Source organism: Stenotrophomonas sp. STK16_22 (assembly GCF_051984505.1).
In the GTDB taxonomy this organism is placed as follows: Bacteria; Pseudomonadota; Gammaproteobacteria; order Xanthomonadales; family Xanthomonadaceae; genus Stenotrophomonas; species Stenotrophomonas maltophilia_A.
The window spans coordinates 1109060-1127375 of record NZ_CP196972.1 but is presented as its reverse complement, the minus strand read 5'-3'; the positions used below and the strand labels follow the sequence as shown (position 1 = coordinate 1127375).

14 protein-coding genes are annotated in these 18316 nt (G+C 61.6%); 7 read left to right on the top strand and 7 right to left on the bottom strand.

Features of this window, described 5'->3' with window-relative positions:
- Nucleotides 1–292: 292 nt before the first annotated feature.
- The 7 genes from ACSYAO_RS05165 to ACSYAO_RS05135 form a co-directional block, all read right to left on the bottom strand.
- Entirely contained in the window at nt 293–826 is a 534-nt protein-coding gene (locus ACSYAO_RS05165; protein WP_238380386.1) for a hypothetical protein, read from the bottom strand.
- Between the two features lie 590 nt (nt 827–1416).
- Entirely contained in the window at nt 1417–1923 is a 507-nt protein-coding gene (locus tag ACSYAO_RS05160) for a hypothetical protein (RefSeq protein WP_157805892.1), read from the bottom strand.
- Between the two features lie 1262 nt (nt 1924–3185).
- On the bottom strand, nt 3186–3653 hold the full coding sequence (locus ACSYAO_RS05155; RefSeq protein ID WP_149908883.1) for a hypothetical protein: 468 nt from the start codon (nt 3651–3653) through the stop codon (nt 3186–3188).
- Nucleotides 3654–3799: 146 nt separating this feature from the next.
- Nucleotides 3800–4609, bottom strand: a complete 810-nt coding sequence (locus ACSYAO_RS05150) for an RHS repeat domain-containing protein (RefSeq protein WP_100437473.1) — start codon at nt 4607–4609, stop codon at nt 3800–3802.
- Between the two features lie 648 nt (nt 4610–5257).
- Entirely contained in the window at nt 5258–5719 is a 462-nt protein-coding gene (locus tag ACSYAO_RS05145) for a hypothetical protein (RefSeq protein ID WP_143048182.1), read from the bottom strand.
- Nucleotides 5720–5724: 5 nt separating this feature from the next.
- Nucleotides 5725–6663, bottom strand: coding sequence for an RHS repeat-associated core domain-containing protein (locus ACSYAO_RS05140; RefSeq protein ID WP_100437472.1), 939 nt, complete (start codon nt 6661–6663; stop codon nt 5725–5727).
- A gap of 3 nt (nt 6664–6666) precedes the next feature.
- Nucleotides 6667–11985, bottom strand: a complete 5319-nt coding sequence (locus tag ACSYAO_RS05135) for an RHS repeat domain-containing protein (protein ID WP_100437471.1) — start codon at nt 11983–11985, stop codon at nt 6667–6669.
- Nucleotides 11986–12226: 241 nt separating this feature from the next.
- Here ACSYAO_RS05135 and ACSYAO_RS05130 point away from each other — a divergent pair, with 241 nt between their 5' ends.
- The 7 genes from ACSYAO_RS05130 to ACSYAO_RS05100 all read left to right on the top strand — a co-directional run bounded on the left by ACSYAO_RS05130 (nt 12227) and on the right by ACSYAO_RS05100 (nt 18187).
- The gene (locus tag ACSYAO_RS05130) at nt 12227–12766 is read left to right on the top strand and encodes a GNAT family N-acetyltransferase (RefSeq protein ID WP_032129242.1); all 540 of its coding nucleotides are present in this window, start codon (nt 12227–12229) and stop codon (nt 12764–12766) included.
- The gene (locus tag ACSYAO_RS05125; protein ID WP_100437470.1) at nt 12763–13095 is read left to right on the top strand and encodes a non-heme iron oxygenase ferredoxin subunit; all 333 of its coding nucleotides are present in this window, start codon (nt 12763–12765) and stop codon (nt 13093–13095) included. The genes ACSYAO_RS05130 and ACSYAO_RS05125 overlap by 4 nt, the downstream gene beginning before the upstream one ends.
- A gap of 202 nt (nt 13096–13297) precedes the next feature.
- Complete coding sequence (locus tag ACSYAO_RS05120) at nt 13298–13702, top strand: hypothetical protein (protein WP_100437469.1); 405 nt, start codon at nt 13298–13300, stop codon at nt 13700–13702.
- 154 nt (nt 13703–13856) lie between these two features.
- Complete coding sequence (locus ACSYAO_RS05115) at nt 13857–16145, top strand: TonB-dependent receptor (RefSeq protein WP_134952094.1); 2289 nt, start codon at nt 13857–13859, stop codon at nt 16143–16145.
- A gap of 68 nt (nt 16146–16213) precedes the next feature.
- A complete protein-coding gene (locus ACSYAO_RS05110; protein WP_440566608.1) occupies nt 16214–16933 on the top strand; it encodes a tetratricopeptide repeat protein in 720 nt (239 codons plus the stop codon).
- A 10-nt stretch (nt 16934–16943) separates the two neighbouring features.
- Nucleotides 16944–17621: a Fe2+-dependent dioxygenase gene (locus ACSYAO_RS05105; protein ID WP_061479225.1), complete on the top strand. Its 678-nt coding sequence runs from the start codon at nt 16944–16946 to the stop codon at nt 17619–17621.
- A gap of 164 nt (nt 17622–17785) precedes the next feature.
- Entirely contained in the window at nt 17786–18187 is a 402-nt protein-coding gene (locus ACSYAO_RS05100) for a hypothetical protein (RefSeq protein WP_049398800.1), read from the top strand.
- Nucleotides 18188–18316 lie beyond the last annotated feature (129 nt).

Sequence of the window (18316 nt, the reverse complement as noted above, 5' to 3'; positions counted from 1 at the left end):
CCCCCTGATGGAGCGTCTGCCCTTTGGAAGTAAGGGCAAGCACTGCAATACCGCGCAAGCACCTAAGCCACCAATCAACCTTGATGATTCCGACTGCAGCGAGTACTTCCGGCCGTTCACGCTCGATTCTAAGCAACATCCTGTGAGCCGCAAATGCGTTTATCCACATGGCACCTAGAATGATGGAAGCCCAAATGGGGAAGCTTTCAACAAACCCTGGCACTCAGCTCCTCCTTTTGAGGCTACTCCATCACATAGCACCTGCACACCCAATCTTCTACGCAGCAATCAGCTATGGAGTCGATGCGTTCAATGGCGCAAGAAGCCCCTTGACGTACCCACCGAGGCCAACAACGTCCTCAGCTGTACCAATCAGGTCCCGTCGCATCATCTTCTCGACATGCTCTACACCACCAAGTCGCGCGACAACATCCTCAAGGAAAGTGACATCTCCCGCAAACAACGTCACGTCCTGATCCAGCTTTACAACCCAGCGACCATCATGCGAATACAAATAATGATCACGCATGAAGTTCCCATCTTCGAGCCAGTAGGAGCGCAGGCCATCCAGACCTCGCTCAATTTCCACGGGGCTTCCCCCGTCGAAGCACTCTGAACATCGAACCGCGCACATCGCGATATCTTCAAGGTCCTCCGAAAGTGCGCTCAGCCACGCCACCCAAACATCATTCGGAGCAAAATCCTCATACAGGTTGCGATCAAACGCCATCCCGGCCCAGTCTTCCCGGAGGAAAGGGAGATCCGGAGGGTTAGCATCCGAGAGGGATGCCGCAATGAAATCTGGCCAGCAATATGTAATGCTCATGGCTTCTCTGAATGTACTCAAGCCCAGTCATCAGCACACCGCCTAACGGCCAACACCTGTGCTTCGGCATAGCGGGGATCGCGAATACGGATATCGGCATCATCAAGATAGTGCCATATCACGCGAGGAACTCCGATTTCATACGAACTTGACCGAAGCACGTTTTTGATAGGTTCCGCCCTCTGGCACCAGCCAGACACCTGTTCCACGGAAGCGGGCTCGAATTCCAACAGCCTCCGCAGACAGGCTAAAACGAGATCCTTTTCATCGATAGCGCTCAATGCGAAACCTCGCATTCTTCAACCAAGCGGAAATTGCCCCAAAGCCTATCGACGTGATCGATCAGCTCGCAATGACACAGACGCAATCGCGCAACGTGTAGAATTGAACAGCCCAGGAGTGAAATGGCGTACTGTGATATCTGTGACTCTGCCAGCCATCGAGAATGTTCCGAAGTCTCTGTCTGGCAAGTGTCAATCCTAACATGGAGACCATGCGATCACATGTTAGGCGCGCCTGTGGATCATCCCGCTTTCCTGCCACAGAAGGCAGAAATGAAAGCACATAACGCCATTTCCACAACCTATCGCTCACTTCAGATCTTCAAGATTGACGAGCACATCTCCAAATTCCGCACGTGGAACGGGACCAGGGATTCGTAGGGAGCGAACTTCAAGGGGGGCGTGAATTTCGCCAAGCAGCAGGTCACCTGTCGAATTGTCACTCTCTCTTGTCCTGAACACCCCGATTATCGAGACCCATGAATACGCGTATTCATCAAATACGCTTTGCTGCAGATCTATTGGCCCTCTAATTCGAACTTGGGTCTCCTCAGTCACTCCGGCCTCAAACAACTCTTTGCTTGAATTCAGTACAAAGAGCTCCCGGCTCACCCCGAGATAGCCCTCCATCCGCACCAACTTTCCATCGAATAGCCGGGGCGTAGCAGCCAGTTCCCGGAAGCTGACCCGGCAGGCGGAGCTGCCCTCGACGCCACAGGTCTTTCCAGACGGTGCGCCCCCACCTTCTTGATACCTGCAACCAGCCCCATAGAAAATAAAAACAATAACCATGAAAAACCGGAAATTAAAATTCATGCCCACACCTCCGCGTCGCCATCCAGCGCCATGGATACCCGCTCACTTTCTTCGCTCCACACCCACAAACCCCAAGCCCCCCCTGTCAGCCGAAAAATTCACTGAATCACTGATAGCCAAGCTCATCAACAAAAGCCCTGCACTTGGAATCCCAATCGACATGAAATGACTTCAGCTCATCGGACTGCAGTTTCCCATTGTCCGAACGATTCATTACTGCATATCCGCGCCGCCCTCTCACTGCCCCTCAGTAGCGGTGCCGTATACATCCCATCCGACCGCCGCGACGCCTTATACGGGCCACGCGCACCAATACCGCGAGTGCCGTCCGAATCAGTGGGGAGCCAGCCCTTTTTCCAGCCGACAGCTCACCCTCGACCTCTCGGCAATAGTCATCACGCACTCATTCATAGGAAGCCCACAGGTGTCCGCCGACCTGACGACACCTTGATGATCGGCCAAGACGAAATATACCCTCACCCTTTCGCTTCCAGCCTGATCAAATGATTTCCTGACATCAATTAAATGTACCCTGCATATTTGCGCTTCTGGCACGCTCCCGGAAGAACTAAAAACTGACTCGAGCGCAAGTGCGTAGTGATTAGCCGCTGCGTTTCCCGGCTCATGATTTATGACCACACCCAAACCTTCATCTCTTCCGCCACAGGCTGTAAGCCCTAACAAGCAAAGCGCCGCTACAATAATATCGACCAGCCGCCCAAAGCGATCAAGCATTTGGGAATTTTTCACTGAAATACCTCCCAAAACTTAGCGCACCCGCAATCTACATCCTTTCACAGAACCCGATCATTCGCTTCAAAATGACCGAGGCACACTGGTCTTCGTCAATGCCGCAAGTCCCCGCAGTCAAGAACTTCCCGCCGCCATCAGTCAATACATAGAAGATCCTTCTATTTCTCTGACCCTCCCGAGAGAGTTCGAGCTGCGATACCACCAACTCTGCATTCACTTTCCGCGCCCCATCCACAGGACGCGAATGTATGAGCTCATCCATATCAGCATGGATCTTCTGAGATGAGGAGCTGTCGTGGTCCTGGTTGGCCACCCGAAGAAGACAACCGCGGTCCTGCACACAGGAGGCGAGAAGCGGCATCGATAAGGCAGCAGATAGAAAAACTATGATCCTCATCGAAACCTGCCCATCCAATGACCTCGAGTTCAAACCAGAATACGCTCCACACCACCCGTTCCTATCATTGAATCCGAACGAATTATTATGGACATTCGCGCAATTGCAACCTCTAATTGGAAATCCCCACCCCGCAAGGTGGAATCCCGACCCGTTCATGCCGCAACCTCTGAAGATCCATCTCCATCAATTCGCGCGTAGTCTCCGGCGGATCAAGACGCAAGCCTTCCTCGAGGATTTGCATTGCGCGCCTACAGTCCCCCCCGCCTTGCTCAAGGGAGAGGAACAGTGCCAATCGCTGCATTGAACTAACGTCAATTCGTGCGACTCCCTCCTCAAGCCAGTAGCGATACCGCTCCATGTCGCCACGCGTCGAGTAGTGCCATTCGAGCTTTAGACGGGCCTCTGCACTCCCGTTTTCAGCCATCGAAGTCTGACGTTCCAACTCCTCCTCGGAAAGGGCCAGACTTGGCGCCTCATCATATTTCTCATTTCGGGAAAGCCGCTCTTCCTGGGGCTCCCCGTTACCGCAGCCAACAAGCAGCAAAGACAAAGCAACAGAATTCGAAAGAATTTTCATTGCTTCACCTTCACCGTTTCTACTCTACGAATTCTGGACCCCAATTCAGGCTCAGCAAACTGATAGGATATTGAACCATCAGCTTTGATCGTAATCGAACGAATGGCGGGACCTGCCGGCCCCGTCCCTCCAGGCGAGAACCTCTGTCATACACCTGCACCTCCGGTTCCGTTCTCACCCATACTGACACGGAGCGTCATATCATCTCCAGGCTTGTAGTTTTTTGGATAGCGAACGAATCCGTTGGGAGCATATACGGACGACTTATTCAGGTTCGCCCATCCCTGAGAAAAAGCCTTTGCCTGACCGATTTCCGCCCCCAAGTGGCAACCTGCCATGAATATTTCCTGGCCCTGTTTTAGCCCAAACTGGGTCCGAGCCATATCCCAGGAGCTGACTGTGGAGTAGTTTTCCATGCGCCCCCCTCGCTGGTCCTGAATGACCATGTTATTGGCGTGCCCTGCGACCGTGAACTTGCCCGGAATGTTGAGCGCATCTCCTCCTGCTCTCAGCCCGTTCGGATCAGCTTCACCGAACACGTTCATGTCTGCCCTGCCGTCCGGATCCTTGAACTTATACAGATTGGCAGAAGCATAGCGATAGCGATTGAATGAAGCCCCTTCCGAACTAGCTGCAACTGGATCAGCCCCCAGAAATGCGACAGTTTGGAAGTCATAATATCGCTGCTGCATGTAACTCAGCCCGGCCCCCGATTCCGTCACATGCCCCGTATATCCCGGCCCATCCTTCAACGGCCGATTCACCACCGCCCCATACGGCTCATGGATTGTACGCTCGATGACGTTTCCGCTGGCATCGGTGATCGCCACCGGTGAACCCAATGCATCAGTGTGGATGTACTCGACCACTTCCTGGGCGGTCGCTGGCGCCATACAGGCCACCAGCACCACTATCGCAAGCACCACTCGAATCAACAACAAAGAGAGTCCATTCATGGCTTAGTCCCAGCTCGGTACACTCTGGGTGACAGGATGGTTGCTCCACCACGGCAAGCAATCTTCTGCATTGCAGGCACGCGCGCGATACTCATGCGCGCAATAGGTCCCGCCACTCGACTGCACGTAGGTCTTGCCGCGAAAAAATGCCGATGACGCAGTCTCCCGTTGCGACTGGCGCTTCAGCAGCCTGCAAGATAGCTACGCTTAAGAAGAGGCCCCATTCGGTGGACGTATCGCGTCTGCACAAGGCTGCTACGAACTCTTCCCGCGTAGCAAGCCAACGAAAAGAGGTATGTAGCCCACCGTGAACGCCGCCAGAAGTATGAGCGCCCATTCAATGAATGAAATCCATGTATGCCCGTACACGAGACGCAACAATCCATAGCTTACGATCGTGAAAACAGCAGTTTTCGCGTAATACACGGCGACGCCCTTCAAGATCAATTTGATCTTCATATTGGACCGACCAGGATTTCGTAGGCAGCTCAGAGCCATAATCAATGGTAACGAGAGGGGTGTCTATGGTGAGCAAGCAGTACAGTCTCCTCAACCTGAGCTGTCATTGCCTCTCAGGTTGCCGGCCAGCGGCCCGCACTGCCCGGGAGTTCTTCAGAGCATCCCTAAACAACGACGTTAGTCACACCTTCAAGAGAACGGATTGGAGATGGCCGCATAAATCGCCTCAGGCGGCCCATCAAATCCGAACGCCTCTCTATGCATCATCTCCTCAATATAACGATGCTTTTCTATGTCCCCGGGATATGGGCTTGCCACCCCAAGAAAGTCACGACCACCAACAGCTATAACAAAGCGCTCATGAACATCCCAATAACACAATGAGCCCGACGAATCATGGCGCAGCACAACTTCAAAACCCGCGGCACGACTATCAATCTCATAGATATCGTAGGCATCAGCAATGAGAACATCCTCAATCTGCCTGCCATTATCAGATATCCTCGACAGCAGCGGCCGATCACTCCCAGAGACCTTGGAAAATGCGAGCCACATAAAATAGCAATCTACAATTGACAACGACCACGGGTATACAGCATTACCCCGCCCCTTCACATACCTCATGAATAGCGTGGAATCATCACCAAACATGCCACCTACTCCTCTTTAAATCTAACTTTAATAACCTCTTTAATCTTGGTTCCGGTTCGTTCAGCGCTGAGCCGAACTGAAGTCTCGCCCGAACCATCCCTTGTAATTCTTGCACTCATCTGAACCACTGAGCCGTCGCCCAGTTTCCCTAACTGCCCCCCATCCCGCGCCTCAGACTGACCGCGAGTCAATATATTGAACATTTTTTTTGCGCCAGCGGCGCCACCATGCCCCTCGTACTGGTTGGTTCTTCTGCCAGCACGTCCCCCGGTGGGACCCAACTGATCTGCAACCGAGTCAATGTACTTCCGTGCTTGGGAAAAATCCTTCCCGGCCATTATGGCGCCACGCATTGCCGCAGCCAACGCTGAAACGAATCCTCCACCCTCTATCGCTGCACCACCGGTTGTGCCCGCGACCGCCGATCCTCCAACAATTCTCAGCATCAGACGGCCATCTCGCCCGACTTGCTGTTGTGCCTGATCAAGGGTCAGGCAGCTGGAAGTGTCGTGGCAAGAACGTGGATCCGACACTTGACGCCCATCTGGGTCAGTAAAGCGGTAGGGATTGCCATCTCCGTACCTGTAGCGACTGAACTGTCCAATCGGGCTCTGATATGCAGCGACCGGATCGACAGACAGAAAGCCTGCCAACGCAGGATCATAGTACCGCTGCTGCATGTAACTCAGCCCGGTCCCCGAGTCCGTCACATGCCCCGTATATCCCGGCCCATCCTTCAACGGCCGATTCACCACCGCCCCATACGGCTCATACACCGTACGCTCGATGACGTTCCCGCTGGCATCGGTGATCGCCACCGGTGAACCCAGTGCATCAGTGTGGATGTACTCGACCACTTCCTGGGCAACTGCCGGAGCCACACAGGCCACCAGCCCCCCCACCGCGAGTACCGCCCGAATCAACAGCGAACAGAGTCCATTCATGGCTTAGTCCCAATTCAATACGCCGCGGGTGACGGGGAAGTCTGCGGACCATGCCGAACAACCACCGGCGTTGCAGGCCCTGACAATGTAGAGACTGGCGCAGTAGGTCCCGCCGCTCGACTGCACATAGGTCTTGGGGCCGGTGTACAGGCGCCGTCCAGCTCCGGAAGGCTCCAGCTGATACTCCGTTGCCCCCGGAACCGCGCGCCAGCCGACGCTGCACTGCACCTGATAGGGCGCCTTGCGCGTGCTGAGCCACTCCGCCACGTAGATCTGAGTGGCCGCGGGAGGAAGCACGACGGAGACACTGGCGATGCCCGAATAGGGACTGCACCCCGCGAAATTGCACGCCCTCACACGATAGGCATAGCTGCCATTACCACGGCTGGCACCAAAGCTGTTCCCGCCGCCGTTATGCACCACCGTCCAGCCACCACCGTTGGCACTCTCCTCCAGCACGAAGCTCTCGCTGTTGGCCGGCACCGACCAGCTCAGGCTGTACTGCGGCACGTTCACCAGGCCCGGTGCGCTGATCACCGGCTCGATCGTCGGCGGCCCGATCACCGCTACCGTCGACGTGGCCGACCACGGCCCGCAGCCTGCGCCATTGCAGGCGGCAACCCGATAGCCATAGCTGCCCACACCCCGCGCAGCGGTGGCATAGGAACCTGCGTTGCCGTCGAACAGCGTGACCCATCCGCCACCATTGCTGCTCTCCTGCAAGGTGTAACGCGTGGCACCAGCCACCCCGTTCCAGCCAATGCCGATACTGCCCGGCGCAGCGCGTGCCGGCGCAGAGAGTCCTGGCGCAGTGGCAGGCGGATATACGACCGTCACCGCAGCCGTGGCGCTGTATCCCGTGCACCCTACCGGGTTACATGCGCGAACCCGGTAGTTGTAGCTTCCCGCTGCCTTGCCACTGAAGGCCTTGGACTGACCGATGGCGTTGTGCACCTGGGCCCAAGCGCCACCATTGGCGCTTTCCTCCAGCTCATAGCGCTCGGCACCGGAAGCCGCAGACCAAGCTACGTTGTAGCTGCCGTTGAAGGCTGTGGCAGGCACGTTCAGGGTCGGCACGGTGGATGGCGCCAATGCCACGGCCACTGACGCGACATTGCTCCATCCGCCGCACACCGCCCGGCAGCCGCGCACCCGGAATTGATAGGTCCCCGTGACCAGGCCGGTGCTGGTGAACGATTGCGCCGCGCCATCGAAGACCGTGCTCCAGTTGCCCGCAAGGGCACGCTGCAACTCATAGCGGTTGGCACCGCCGGCCGGGCTCCAGGTCAGGTTCACGCTGCCCTGGGTGATGTAGCCCGGCGCACTCAGCGCGGGAACGCTGGGTGCCGCTTCACCATGCACCTGGGAAACCAGGCTGCCTGACAGGTAGAGATAGTCGGTCTGCTTGCCGGTACGTTCGTTGCGCTGGAATCGCAGCACGCCGCCGTTGTCGTAGAACGAGTAGATTGCCCCCTTGCCACTGGCACCAGCCTTCACCCGGCGACCGTGGGCGTCGTACTCGTAGCTCTCTGCTGTTCCCGCCGCGCGCAGCCGGTTGCCGTAGTCAAACGCGAAAGCCTGACCATTGCGCACCGAAAGATTGCCCTGCACGTCATAGCCAAGACCGGTCACGGTTGCCCCGGTTCCGGTTTCGATCACGTTGACCAGCCGATTGGTCGGATCGAAGTAGTGCGTACGATCGCGGCTGCCGACCTTGGCACGGCGCAGGTTGTCCAACGCGTCATACTCATACAAGGCGTTGCCGAAGCCCGGCGCAGTGACCGTCCGCAACCGGTCCAGGCCGTCATAGGTCATGTCCCGGTTGCCGGGCGCCCCGGGCAGACCATCGGAAATGGCCATCACGTTGCCACCAGCATCGTAGTCATAGCTGTCATCCAGCACTGCGGCCGCTGCAGTGGCATCGCGGCTGCGGTCGGGCAGCCCGCGGGCATTCTGGGTCAACGTGTGCACGATCCCATTGCCATATACGAAGCGGGCCAACGCGCCGTTGGCAAAGTAACTGGCCTCCTTCGCATAGCCGCCGACCGTCGTCGCCCGACCCAGTGCGTCCGGCGCATAGCTGACGACACGCCCACCCGGATAGGTATTGCTGGCCAGCGTGCCGTTGGCATCGTAGCCATATACCAGGCTCAGGCTTCCCAGATCCGGATGCTGCAGGGTTTCGCCGCTGAGCAGGCGGCGGCGGTTGTACTGGTAGCGGTTGACGACCATCGGCCGGGCCGGATCGTTCTGCGTGCTGATCTCGGCCGGCAGACCATCAGGCGCGTAGGACCAGTTCTGATTTCCGCGCCCATCCGGGAAGATCAGGGTCGACAGGCGGTTGGCGGCGTCATAACTGCGCTTCACCGCACGTCCGCTGGCCAGGGCTTCACTGCGGTTGCAGTCGGTGGTGCTGGTCAAACCCGTGCCGGCCGCCGACCACAGCACGTTGCCTGCCGCGTCGTAGTCCTGCACGGTCGCACCGGTTTCCGGCTCGATGGTCTTGCACAGCTGCTGGTAGCCGTCATAGACGTAGCGGCGGGTCAGCGACTGGCTGCCGTCCGCATTGCGGCGGGTGATCGCCAGCGGCTTGCCCAGCGTGTCGCGCTGGATCTCGGTCACCACGCCTTCCGGGTGCTGCAGCGTCAGCGGCATCTCGTAGCTGGGCTGGTCGTAGGCAAGATGACGGGTCGTCGTGGCCTGGCCGCGGGGATTGGTCACCTTCACTGACAGGTTGCCCACGTACTCGGTGCGGGTAACCAGTGCCCCCAACTCGGACGATTGACTGACCACGGTGGGGCGGCCCAACGCGTCGTACTGCGTCGTGGTGCCGGTCAGGGTGGCATTGATATCGGAGAACTGCCGCGTGGGATACGAGGCAAACACGGTCTTGCCGCTGGTGTCGTAGCGGGTCACCACGGCGCTGTCCAGCACGTTGTTGGCGTTTTCGGTCACCAGCACCGGGCGGAACATCGCATCCAGGTAGGTGTCCGTGCGCCGTCCGCCCTGCGTGCGGGAGTGCTTCCACGCACCGGCGGGCACCCCCAGCTGCGCGCCACCCAGCCGCTGCAGGTCCATGGTTACGCCATTCCAGTTCACGCTGTCGCCGCCAGGGAACTGCTGGCTGCGCAGCCTGCCCATGCTGTCGTAGCTGAAGCTGGTGGTTGCGCCGGTTTCGTCGGTCAGCGAGGTGATCCAACCGTTGTCGTCGACGGCAACCGTGCGCACCGCACCATTGGGCGCTTCGGGCGTGGCCGGCATGCGGAGCTGCTGCGGAACACCACGCTTCCATCCCGATAGATGGCTGGTATTTCCACGGCCATCGGCCACCGAGGCAACCGTGCCGTCGGCTGCATAGGTCACCTGCTGCGCCAGGCGGCCAAATGCGTAGGCGCGCAGCGGCAGTGCTTTGGCCGTATCGAATTCGGTGCGGGACTGTTCGATGCCATTGAGCACACTGCGCGCTGTCTGGCCGTTAACCCATAGCGCGGGATTGTCGTAGTAGCTGGTGCTGGTGGTGCGACTCTGGCCGGCGGAATTCGCTTCAACGACGGTGACTTCGCGCGCAAATGCATCAAAGGCCTGCACGGTGCGGGTGAACTGCACGCCATCCTGTTCCACCACAGTGGATTGGACGGGGCGATTGTAATGGGCCTTGAGATCGCTCGCACCGTACTTGAAGTCCTTGCCGGCCTCTTTCGGGAAGGGCGCCGCATCCAGCTGGGCATCTGGATAGTAGTTATTGCGGTCAACGCGCACGACGGAGCCGCCCGATCGCGTTGTCGTGGACAGCAACAGGCCGTCGTTGTAGGCAACTTCCTTGCCGAACTCGTAGACGCGAACGACACCATCGGGCAACGTCTCGGTGGTGATCTTCGGCTCTGCCTGGCCTACGGGGATTACTGGACCGCCCAGGTCCTGGGCGAAAGCACCATTGAGATTGGTGTATTGATAGGTCCACTGTGCAGTGGGCATGCCCGGACCGCTGATGGTCTTGGTCACCAGCGACATTGCGTCACGGTAGACCGGCGTGTAGTTCCAGCCATCGGCAAACAGGTGATTGTCGCCAGAGGTCTGGCAATCCAGCTTCACATTCTTGCGCCCATGGCGGAACGGCCGGAACAGGAACGTCCCCAGCGCACCCGACGGATGCTGGATGCTCAGGGTGATCTCGCTGGGCACGATCTTGTTGACGCGCGAACATGTGGCCGGGTAGTCCATGTACTCCCAGATGCTCTGCCCGTTATAGTCGGCATACTTGTGGGTGACTGACAGCGGCGGCAGGTTGTAGACCCATTGGGTTCCGTCCGGCAGCGTCACTGTCCGCAGGATATCGGCCTCCGTGTACCCGTAAGTCCAGGTACGCCCAGCAGCGGTTGCGGATGCGATCAGTCCTTTCGCGTTGTAGCCCAGGCTGATCTCGCGGCCATCGTTGGCAACCATGCGCAACAGCCGGTCGCCACTCCACTCGTAGCGCACCCAGTTGCCGAAGCGATCCACAACCTGCGATGGGTACAGGAACACACGCTTTCGATTCAGCAGTGCATTGCTTTCTGGCCCGTAGGGTTGCAGCGTTGCACCGTTGTGAGGCTTGGCGACCATCCAGTCGAAGTAGTACTTGGTGCCGTCGGGAGCATGACCAAGGAAGCCTTGTCCCGGCTGTCCGCTCTTCAGGGCGGTCAGACAACTGAACGTCCAGCCGCCCTTGGTATTCCAAGGCGCCGGTTCGCCAAACTGTGGCTGCGGCTGGCGCGCATCTCCGCTGCCTCCCAGCACCGGCTCACTGCCACCACCCGGTAGAGAGAGTCGCACGCCATCCCAGAATGTAGTGGGACTGAAATTGACGGTCTGGGTTTTGCGACGGTTCCAGACCTCTAATGACGGAGGCGCCGCCACCGTACTGCAGCGCGCGGCAGGCGCCCAATAGCCGACAGACGCGGTCTCCGGCAGATCACCATAGACGCCGGACATGGACGGGATATCCAGGCCCCAATTCGAGAATGAGTTCTCTCCGCCGCCATCGTCATCGCTGTAGCTGCGGCCCAAGGTCATCGTCAGACCGCCATTGCCTGGAATCGAAATATCCGTGGCCTTGAAGCTAATCGAGCCGTCATAGAGGTTGACCTGCTCGCCGAAGATCTCGCCCTTCAGCGGTTCGACAAGGTCCCCGTACTTCAGCCGCTTGTCGTACTCCTGGCGCCAGGTGGGAACGATCTGGGCTGAAACGCCGACCGGTGCCAGCACACACAGGGCAATGACACCGAGAAACAGACCCTTGGCAGCCGTTGCGGCGCGCGGATGAGAAATGAGGCGAGACTGCATGAAGATCCTCCCTGGATCGACTTCCCTGTGTGCCCCACCCGCGCCGAACGGCAGTTGGCCTTCGACCAGGCGGCACCCACTCCGGCAGACAGCCACGCGTTGCTTCACGGTGGGCGGGTGCTGACCATGGATATGAACGAATAATGAAGACGGCGTCAACCCTGTGTATTGGCCACACTCGGCAAAGTTGGCCCAAGCGGTAGCCTCCCGCGCCCTTCCCCGCTCCACCTAGAATGTGCCCATGAGCACCCTGACCTTCCGCGCCGCCACGCCGGCCGACATCCCCGCCCTGATCGCCCTGGTCACCTCGGCCTACCGTGGTGACGCCAGCCGCGTTGGCTGGACCACCGAAGCCGACCTGCTGGACGGCGCCCGCATCGATGCCGAGGGCATCCAGGCCGACCTGGACCGCCCGCGCTCCACCATCCTGCTGGCCGAACGCGACGGCCAGCTGGTGGCCTGCGCCCACGTCGCCGATGTCGACGGCAAGGGCTACTTCGGCATGTTCTCGGTCGACCCGGCCCAGCAGGGTGGCGGCGTCGGCAAGCAGCTGATGGACGCCGCCGAAGCGCACGCCGCACGCGAATGGAAGGTGCCGGTGATGCAGATGACGGTGATCGACGTGCGCGACGAGCTGATCGCCTTCTACGAGCGCCGCGGCTATCTGCGCACCGGCATCAAGAAGCCGTTCCCGTACGGCGACGAACGCTTCGGCATTCCCAAGCGCGACGACCTGCGCTTCGAGATCCTGGAAAAGCCGCTGGCCGGAGCCGCCGCGTGAGCGATACCTGGACCTTCGTCTGTGCCGGCACCGAGCTGCTGCCGGGTGAAATGAAGAGCGTGTTCGACGAGGTAACCGGCACGCCGATCGTGGTGTTCAACCTCGACGGTGAGTTGTACGCGCTGGAAGACCAGTGCACACATGAAGAGTTCGAGCTGTCCTCGGGCGAGTTCAACACCACCGAGGGCAGTGTGGAGTGCGTGCTGCACGGCGCGCGCTTCGACGTGCGTGACGGCCGCGCCCTGTGCGCCCCGGCCTACAGCCCTGTGCCCAAGTTTCCGGTGAAGCGCGAGCACGACGCTGTCTGGACCCGCGACGACCGGGATTGAGGCGGCGCTCGGCCCAGAGAGCCCCCCAGAGGGCGCCCCGCGGGAGAGCATCCACCCATGGGGTGGATCCATCGCAAGGCCATTAGAGCCTCCCCAGGGCGCCCCCGGGTCGCCTCGAGGGCCCGGCACGGCCCGTACATGCGAATCATTATCGTTGATGTTATTCTACGTAACATCTTCGTAACGACTCCGCCCCCGCGCCATGGCTTCGCCCGCGCCCACCGCCACGCTGTGCCAGCTCGCCCGCCAAGGGTGGCCGCTGCTCGTGGCCGTGCTGCTGACGCTGGTGTTGGGCTGGTCGGCACTGCACGAAGGACGCGGCAACAACCCGGCTACCCACGGCTGGCAGGCACACGCTGAAGATCTGCAGCAGGTCATGCCGGTGCCGGCCCCGCCGGCCGACGAGTGCCCGCACCATGCCGCGCCAGCACCCGAGCCGCCGCTGGATGGCGAGGGCGCCACGCCCTGTACCGGACTGGCTCCCCCGCGCGCCGCCCTGGTCGCGCATGTTCCGCTGTGGCGTTCCGACGCCCTGCGCTGGCAGCTGCGCGATCCCGCACTGCGGTTGAACCCCGGCCACGCTCCGCCCGCACCGCACGCCAGCTGAGGCGCCCTGCGGCCGTTGCCGTGCGCCTGATTGCGTTTCCCGCCAGCCGAGCATGGCTCGGCTCTATAGAACCCACCTCCCGCCTGTCGCCGCACGTCCATCTGCGCCGGCTCGCGCTCGCCCTTTCCCGATCCAAGCCACCGCCACCCAGACCATGACCCACATCACGTCCCGCAAGCACGCTCCGCGCGTTTCCCTGCTCGCTACCGCCACCCTGGCCGCCGGCTTCGCACCGCTGGCCGCACAGGCTGCCGACAGCGCCGATGCCGGCTCCCGCAAGGCCACCGACCTGGACAAGGTGCAGGTGCGCGGCAGCTGGTTCAATCCGTCCTCGCCGAAGTTCACCGCCGAGCTGCTGGACACCCCGAAGTCGGTGTCGATCGTCTCGGAGAAGCTGATCGCCGAAACCGGTGCAACCAACCTGCAGGATGCATTGCGCATGGTCCCGGGTATCACCTTCGGTGCCGGCGAAGGCGGCAACCCGACCGGTGACCGCCCCTTCATCCGTGGCTTCGATTCGCAGAGCAACGTCTTCGTCGACGGCCTGCGCGACGTCGGCTCGCAGACGCGCGAGATCTTCGACCTGGAGCAGGTGGAAGTGGTCAAGGGCCCGAGCTCGGCCTACGGCGGCCGTGACTCCGGTGGTGGCAGCCTGAACCTGGTGAGCAAGACGCCGAAGCTGAAGAACGAGACCAGCGCCAGCATGGGCATCGGCACCGACAGCTACGCACGCGGCACCGTGGACGCCAACTACGTGCTGGGCGATGGCATCGCCGCCCGCCTGAACCTGATGAAGCACGAGTCGGACATCGCCGGCCGCGACGCTGCCAATGTCAGCCGCTGGGGCATCGCGCCGTCGATCGCGTTCGGCCTGAACGGTCCGGCACAGCTGATCGCCAGCCACTACCACATGCAGAGCGATGACCTGCCGGATGCAGGTGGTTTCCCGTACGGTAATCCGAACGGTGCGCCGGCCTCGAAGTGGGTCGATGGCCGCCCGATGGTGCCGGACCGCAACAACTACTACGGCCTGGTCGACCGTGACTTCCAGCGCACCCGCGCCGACATCAGCACCCTGGACGCCAGCTACGACTTCGGTGGCCACAAGCTGCGCAACATCGCGCGCCTGGGCAACACCAGCAACGACTACCTGTGGACCCAGCCGGACGACAGCCAGGGCAACCCGAACAACTACGGCACCTTGTGGCGCCGTACCAACAGCCGCGCCGTCGACGTCAAGAGCTTCGCCGACCAGCTGGGCCTGACCGGCGCGTTCCAGACCGGCGCGCTCAAGCACAGCTACAGCGCCGGTGTGGAGTACAGCGACGAGAAGATGACCCGCGGCAGCTACCTGATGACCCCGGGCACCAGTAACCCGCTGACCGGCAACAGCAAGTGCCCGACCACCGGCGCGGCCACCGGCTACAACTGCACCAGCTTCGCCAATCCGAACCCGAACGATCCGTGGGCGGCGACCCACGCGGTGTATCGCAGCGACAAGGCGCTGGACGTCGAACAGCGCACCAAGACCACCTCGGCGTACCTGTTCGACACCATCGAACTCAACGCACAGTGGAGCTTCAATCTCGGCCTGCGCTACGACGACTTCCGCACCACCCTGACCACGCCGGTGGCCGGTGCGGCGCCGACCCGCGTGCGCAATGACAACGACTTCCTGAACTACCAGGCCGGCGTGGTGTTCAAGCCGGCGGCCAACGGCAGCATCTACCTGTCCTGGGGCACCTCTTCGACCCCGCCGGGCATGGACGGAGGTGACGGCTCCGACGGTCTGAGCGCGGCTGTGGCCGACCTCAAGCCGCAGGACACCAGGAACCTCGAACTCGGCACCAAGTGGGACCTGCTCGACAACCGCCTGAACCTGACTGCCGCGATCTTCCACACCGTGATGAACAACGCACGTGTGACCATCGACAACGGCACCAGCCAGAACGCCGGCAAGAAGGAAATCAACGGCTTCGAGCTGGGCTTCAATGGCCAGTTGACCGATGCCTGGAGCCTGTACGGCGGCTACACCTACCTGGATTCGGAACTGAAGGACAACGGCTTTGTCTGCGCCGTATCGGGCCGCACCTGCCCGAGCGGCATCTACGTGCCGTCGCCGAACAACGGCAACGTGTTCCCCAACACCGCCAAGCACAGCGCCAACCTGTGGACCACCTACCGCTTCCCGACCGGCCTGACCATCGGCGCCGGTGCGTTCTACTCGGACAAGCAGTACGGTGACGTCGCCAACACCAAGTGGATTGCCAGCTACACCCGCTTCGACGCGATGGCCAGCTACGCGATCCAGGACAACATCAGCCTGCAGCTCAACGTGCAGAACCTGACCGACAAGACCTACTTCACCAAGGCCTATGCCTCGCACTACGCGAGCATCGCCCCGGGTCGCTCGGCCACCCTGGCACTGAACGTGAAGTTCTGATGTAACTCCGCTCCACCACGGCGGCAGGCTCTCCTGCCGCCGTTTTTGCTTCCGGCGATACTCACCCCATGGTTACCCGCACTCCCATCGACAGCGACGCCCTGGCCGAGCTGCTGCAGCACGATCCGCAGGCCGCGTTCGCACGCGTGCGCGACGCCGCGCAGGCTGGACAGGTCGAGGCACAACTGCTGCTCGCGCAGATGCACATGGAAGGCAAAGGCACCGCGCAGGACGCCTCGGCCGCGCTGCTCTGGTACGAAACCGCCGCCAACAACGGCGCGCCGATGGCGATGAACATGCTCGGCCGCTGCCATGAGCTGGGCCAGGGCACCGTCACCGACCCGACGCTGGCCGCGGTCTGGTACCGGCGCGCGGCCGACACCGGGCTGGACTGGGGCCTGTACAACCTGGCCAACCTGCTGGCCACCGGCCGCGGTGTACCGCAGGACCGCGCGCAGGCATTGGCCCTGTATACCCGTGCCGCACACCTGGGCCATGCCAAATCGATGAACCTGCTGGCCCGCCACCTCGAAGACGGCCTGGAGATCGAACGCGATCCGCAGGCCGCCCTGGGCTGGTACCGGCGCGCGGCCGAGACCGGCGATTTCCGCGGCCAGGCCAACTACGCCTCCATCCTGCTGCAGGCCGGCCAGGTCGAGCAGGCCGTGCGTTGGCTGCGGCTCGCACTGGCGCACGGCAGCCCGGCGTTCATGGCGCACATCGTGCCGGAACTGGCCGCGTCGCCGCATCCGCAGGTGCGCGCCCTGGTCGCACCGCCGTCCCTCTGAGGAGTCCCGCATGCTGCTGCACATCCCCGACATTCTCAGCGCAGACCAGGTGGCCGACTTCCGCCGCCGACTGGATGCCGCCGACTGGACCGATGGCCGCGAGACCGTCGGCCATCTGGGCGCGCAGGCCAAGCACAACCAGCAGCTGCCCGAGGCCTCGCCGCTGCGCCGCGAACTGGGCGAGATCATCCTCGTCGCGCTGGCCCGGCACCCGCTGTTCTTCAGCGCAGCGCTGCCGCTGAAGTACCTGCCGCCGCGTTTCAACCGCTACAGCGGGGGCGGCACCTATGGCTTCCATGTCGATGGCGCGGTGATGAACCTGGCCAACGGCGAGCAACTGCGCTCGGACATCTCCTGCACCCTGTTCCTGTCCGCGCCCGAGGAGTACGAGGGTGGCGAGCTGATCATCAGCGATACCTACGGCGAGCACGAGGTAAAGCTGCCGGCCGGCGACCTGATCGTGTATCCGTCCAGCAGCCTGCACCAGGTGCGGCCGGTCACCCGCGGTGCGCGCGTGGCCTCGTTCTTCTGGGTACAGAGCATGATCCGCGACGATGTGCAGCGCCGCCTGCTGTGGGAAATGGATGGCTCGATCGAGCGCCTGCGGCAGACCGGCGGTGACGCCGAGGCGATCCTGCAGCTGACCGGCGTTTACCACAACCTGCTGCGGCGCTGGAGCGAGGTCTGAGCCGGATCCGGCCGGCCTGCGACATTTTGGCAATCATTCTCATTTGCAACAGCTAACAGCTCTCATTACAATCACGCCCCGTTGATGCCGGCCGCTGCCGGCAGACCCCTGGGGACCCCTGCTTGCTGCGCCCGCTTCGCCCTCGCCCACTCATCCATCGAAAGATGGGCACCGCCATGCGCGGCCAGCGTCCTGCGCTGGCCAGTCTGCTGGCGTGGGTGGCGATGCTGGCTTTGCTGCTGGGCACCTTGCCGCTGCTGCCACACGGCCAAGCCGGAATGGCCGTGCAGATGCCGCTGGAAGAGCGCGGTGGCGAAGCGTCCCCGCAGGAAGAAGCACCGGCCAAACTGCGCCGCTGTGCTGCCGCCCCGGTGAAATCGGCCGAGAAGGCACGCCCGCCGTTGCTGCTGGCCAGCCAATGGCTGCGCACCGAGCTTGAACTCGTACCCACCACGCCGGCCATGCCCGGCGTGCGCCCGGACTGGCCGCTGGCCGCTCCGGACACGCCCTGGGCCGACGCGCCCGGGCGCCGCCAGCAACGCGGCCAGGCGCCGCCGCTCGCCTGAATCACGGCCCCGCGTGACCGCCTGCGCGGTCGTGCCCGCACGCCGCTGCCTGCTTCATCCCTGCCGCCCCTGACCGGGCCTCCCCGTGCATGCCGCGCCGTTCGCGCCTGGCATTGCACTACCCTGCAT

What these genes read in the sequence shown, in the direction of transcription:
- ACSYAO_RS05165 (WP_238380386.1), bottom strand. Translation starts at nt 826, where the DNA reads ATGAGCATTACATATTGCTGGCCAGATTTCATTGCGGCATCCCTCTCG.
- ACSYAO_RS05160 (WP_157805892.1), bottom strand. Translation starts at nt 1,923, where the DNA reads ATGAATTTTAATTTCCGGTTTTTCATGGTTATTGTTTTTATTTTCTAT.
- ACSYAO_RS05155 (WP_149908883.1), bottom strand. Translation starts at nt 3,653, where the DNA reads ATGAAAATTCTTTCGAATTCTGTTGCTTTGTCTTTGCTGCTTGTTGGC.
- ACSYAO_RS05150 (WP_100437473.1), bottom strand. Translation starts at nt 4,609, where the DNA reads ATGAATGGACTCTCTTTGTTGTTGATTCGAGTGGTGCTTGCGATAGTG.
- ACSYAO_RS05145 (WP_143048182.1), bottom strand. Translation starts at nt 5,719, where the DNA reads ATGTTTGGTGATGATTCCACGCTATTCATGAGGTATGTGAAGGGGCGG.
- ACSYAO_RS05140 (WP_100437472.1), bottom strand. Translation starts at nt 6,663, where the DNA reads ATGAATGGACTCTGTTCGCTGTTGATTCGGGCGGTACTCGCGGTGGGG.
- ACSYAO_RS05135 (WP_100437471.1), bottom strand. Translation starts at nt 11,985, where the DNA reads ATGCAGTCTCGCCTCATTTCTCATCCGCGCGCCGCAACGGCTGCCAAG.
- ACSYAO_RS05130 (WP_032129242.1), top strand. Translation starts at nt 12,227, where the DNA reads ATGAGCACCCTGACCTTCCGCGCCGCCACGCCGGCCGACATCCCCGCC.
- ACSYAO_RS05120 (WP_100437469.1), top strand. Translation starts at nt 13,298, where the DNA reads ATGGCTTCGCCCGCGCCCACCGCCACGCTGTGCCAGCTCGCCCGCCAA.
- ACSYAO_RS05115 (WP_134952094.1), top strand. Translation starts at nt 13,857, where the DNA reads ATGACCCACATCACGTCCCGCAAGCACGCTCCGCGCGTTTCCCTGCTC.
- ACSYAO_RS05110 (WP_440566608.1), top strand. Translation starts at nt 16,214, where the DNA reads ATGGTTACCCGCACTCCCATCGACAGCGACGCCCTGGCCGAGCTGCTG.
- ACSYAO_RS05105 (WP_061479225.1), top strand. Translation starts at nt 16,944, where the DNA reads ATGCTGCTGCACATCCCCGACATTCTCAGCGCAGACCAGGTGGCCGAC.
- ACSYAO_RS05100 (WP_049398800.1), top strand. Translation starts at nt 17,786, where the DNA reads ATGGGCACCGCCATGCGCGGCCAGCGTCCTGCGCTGGCCAGTCTGCTG.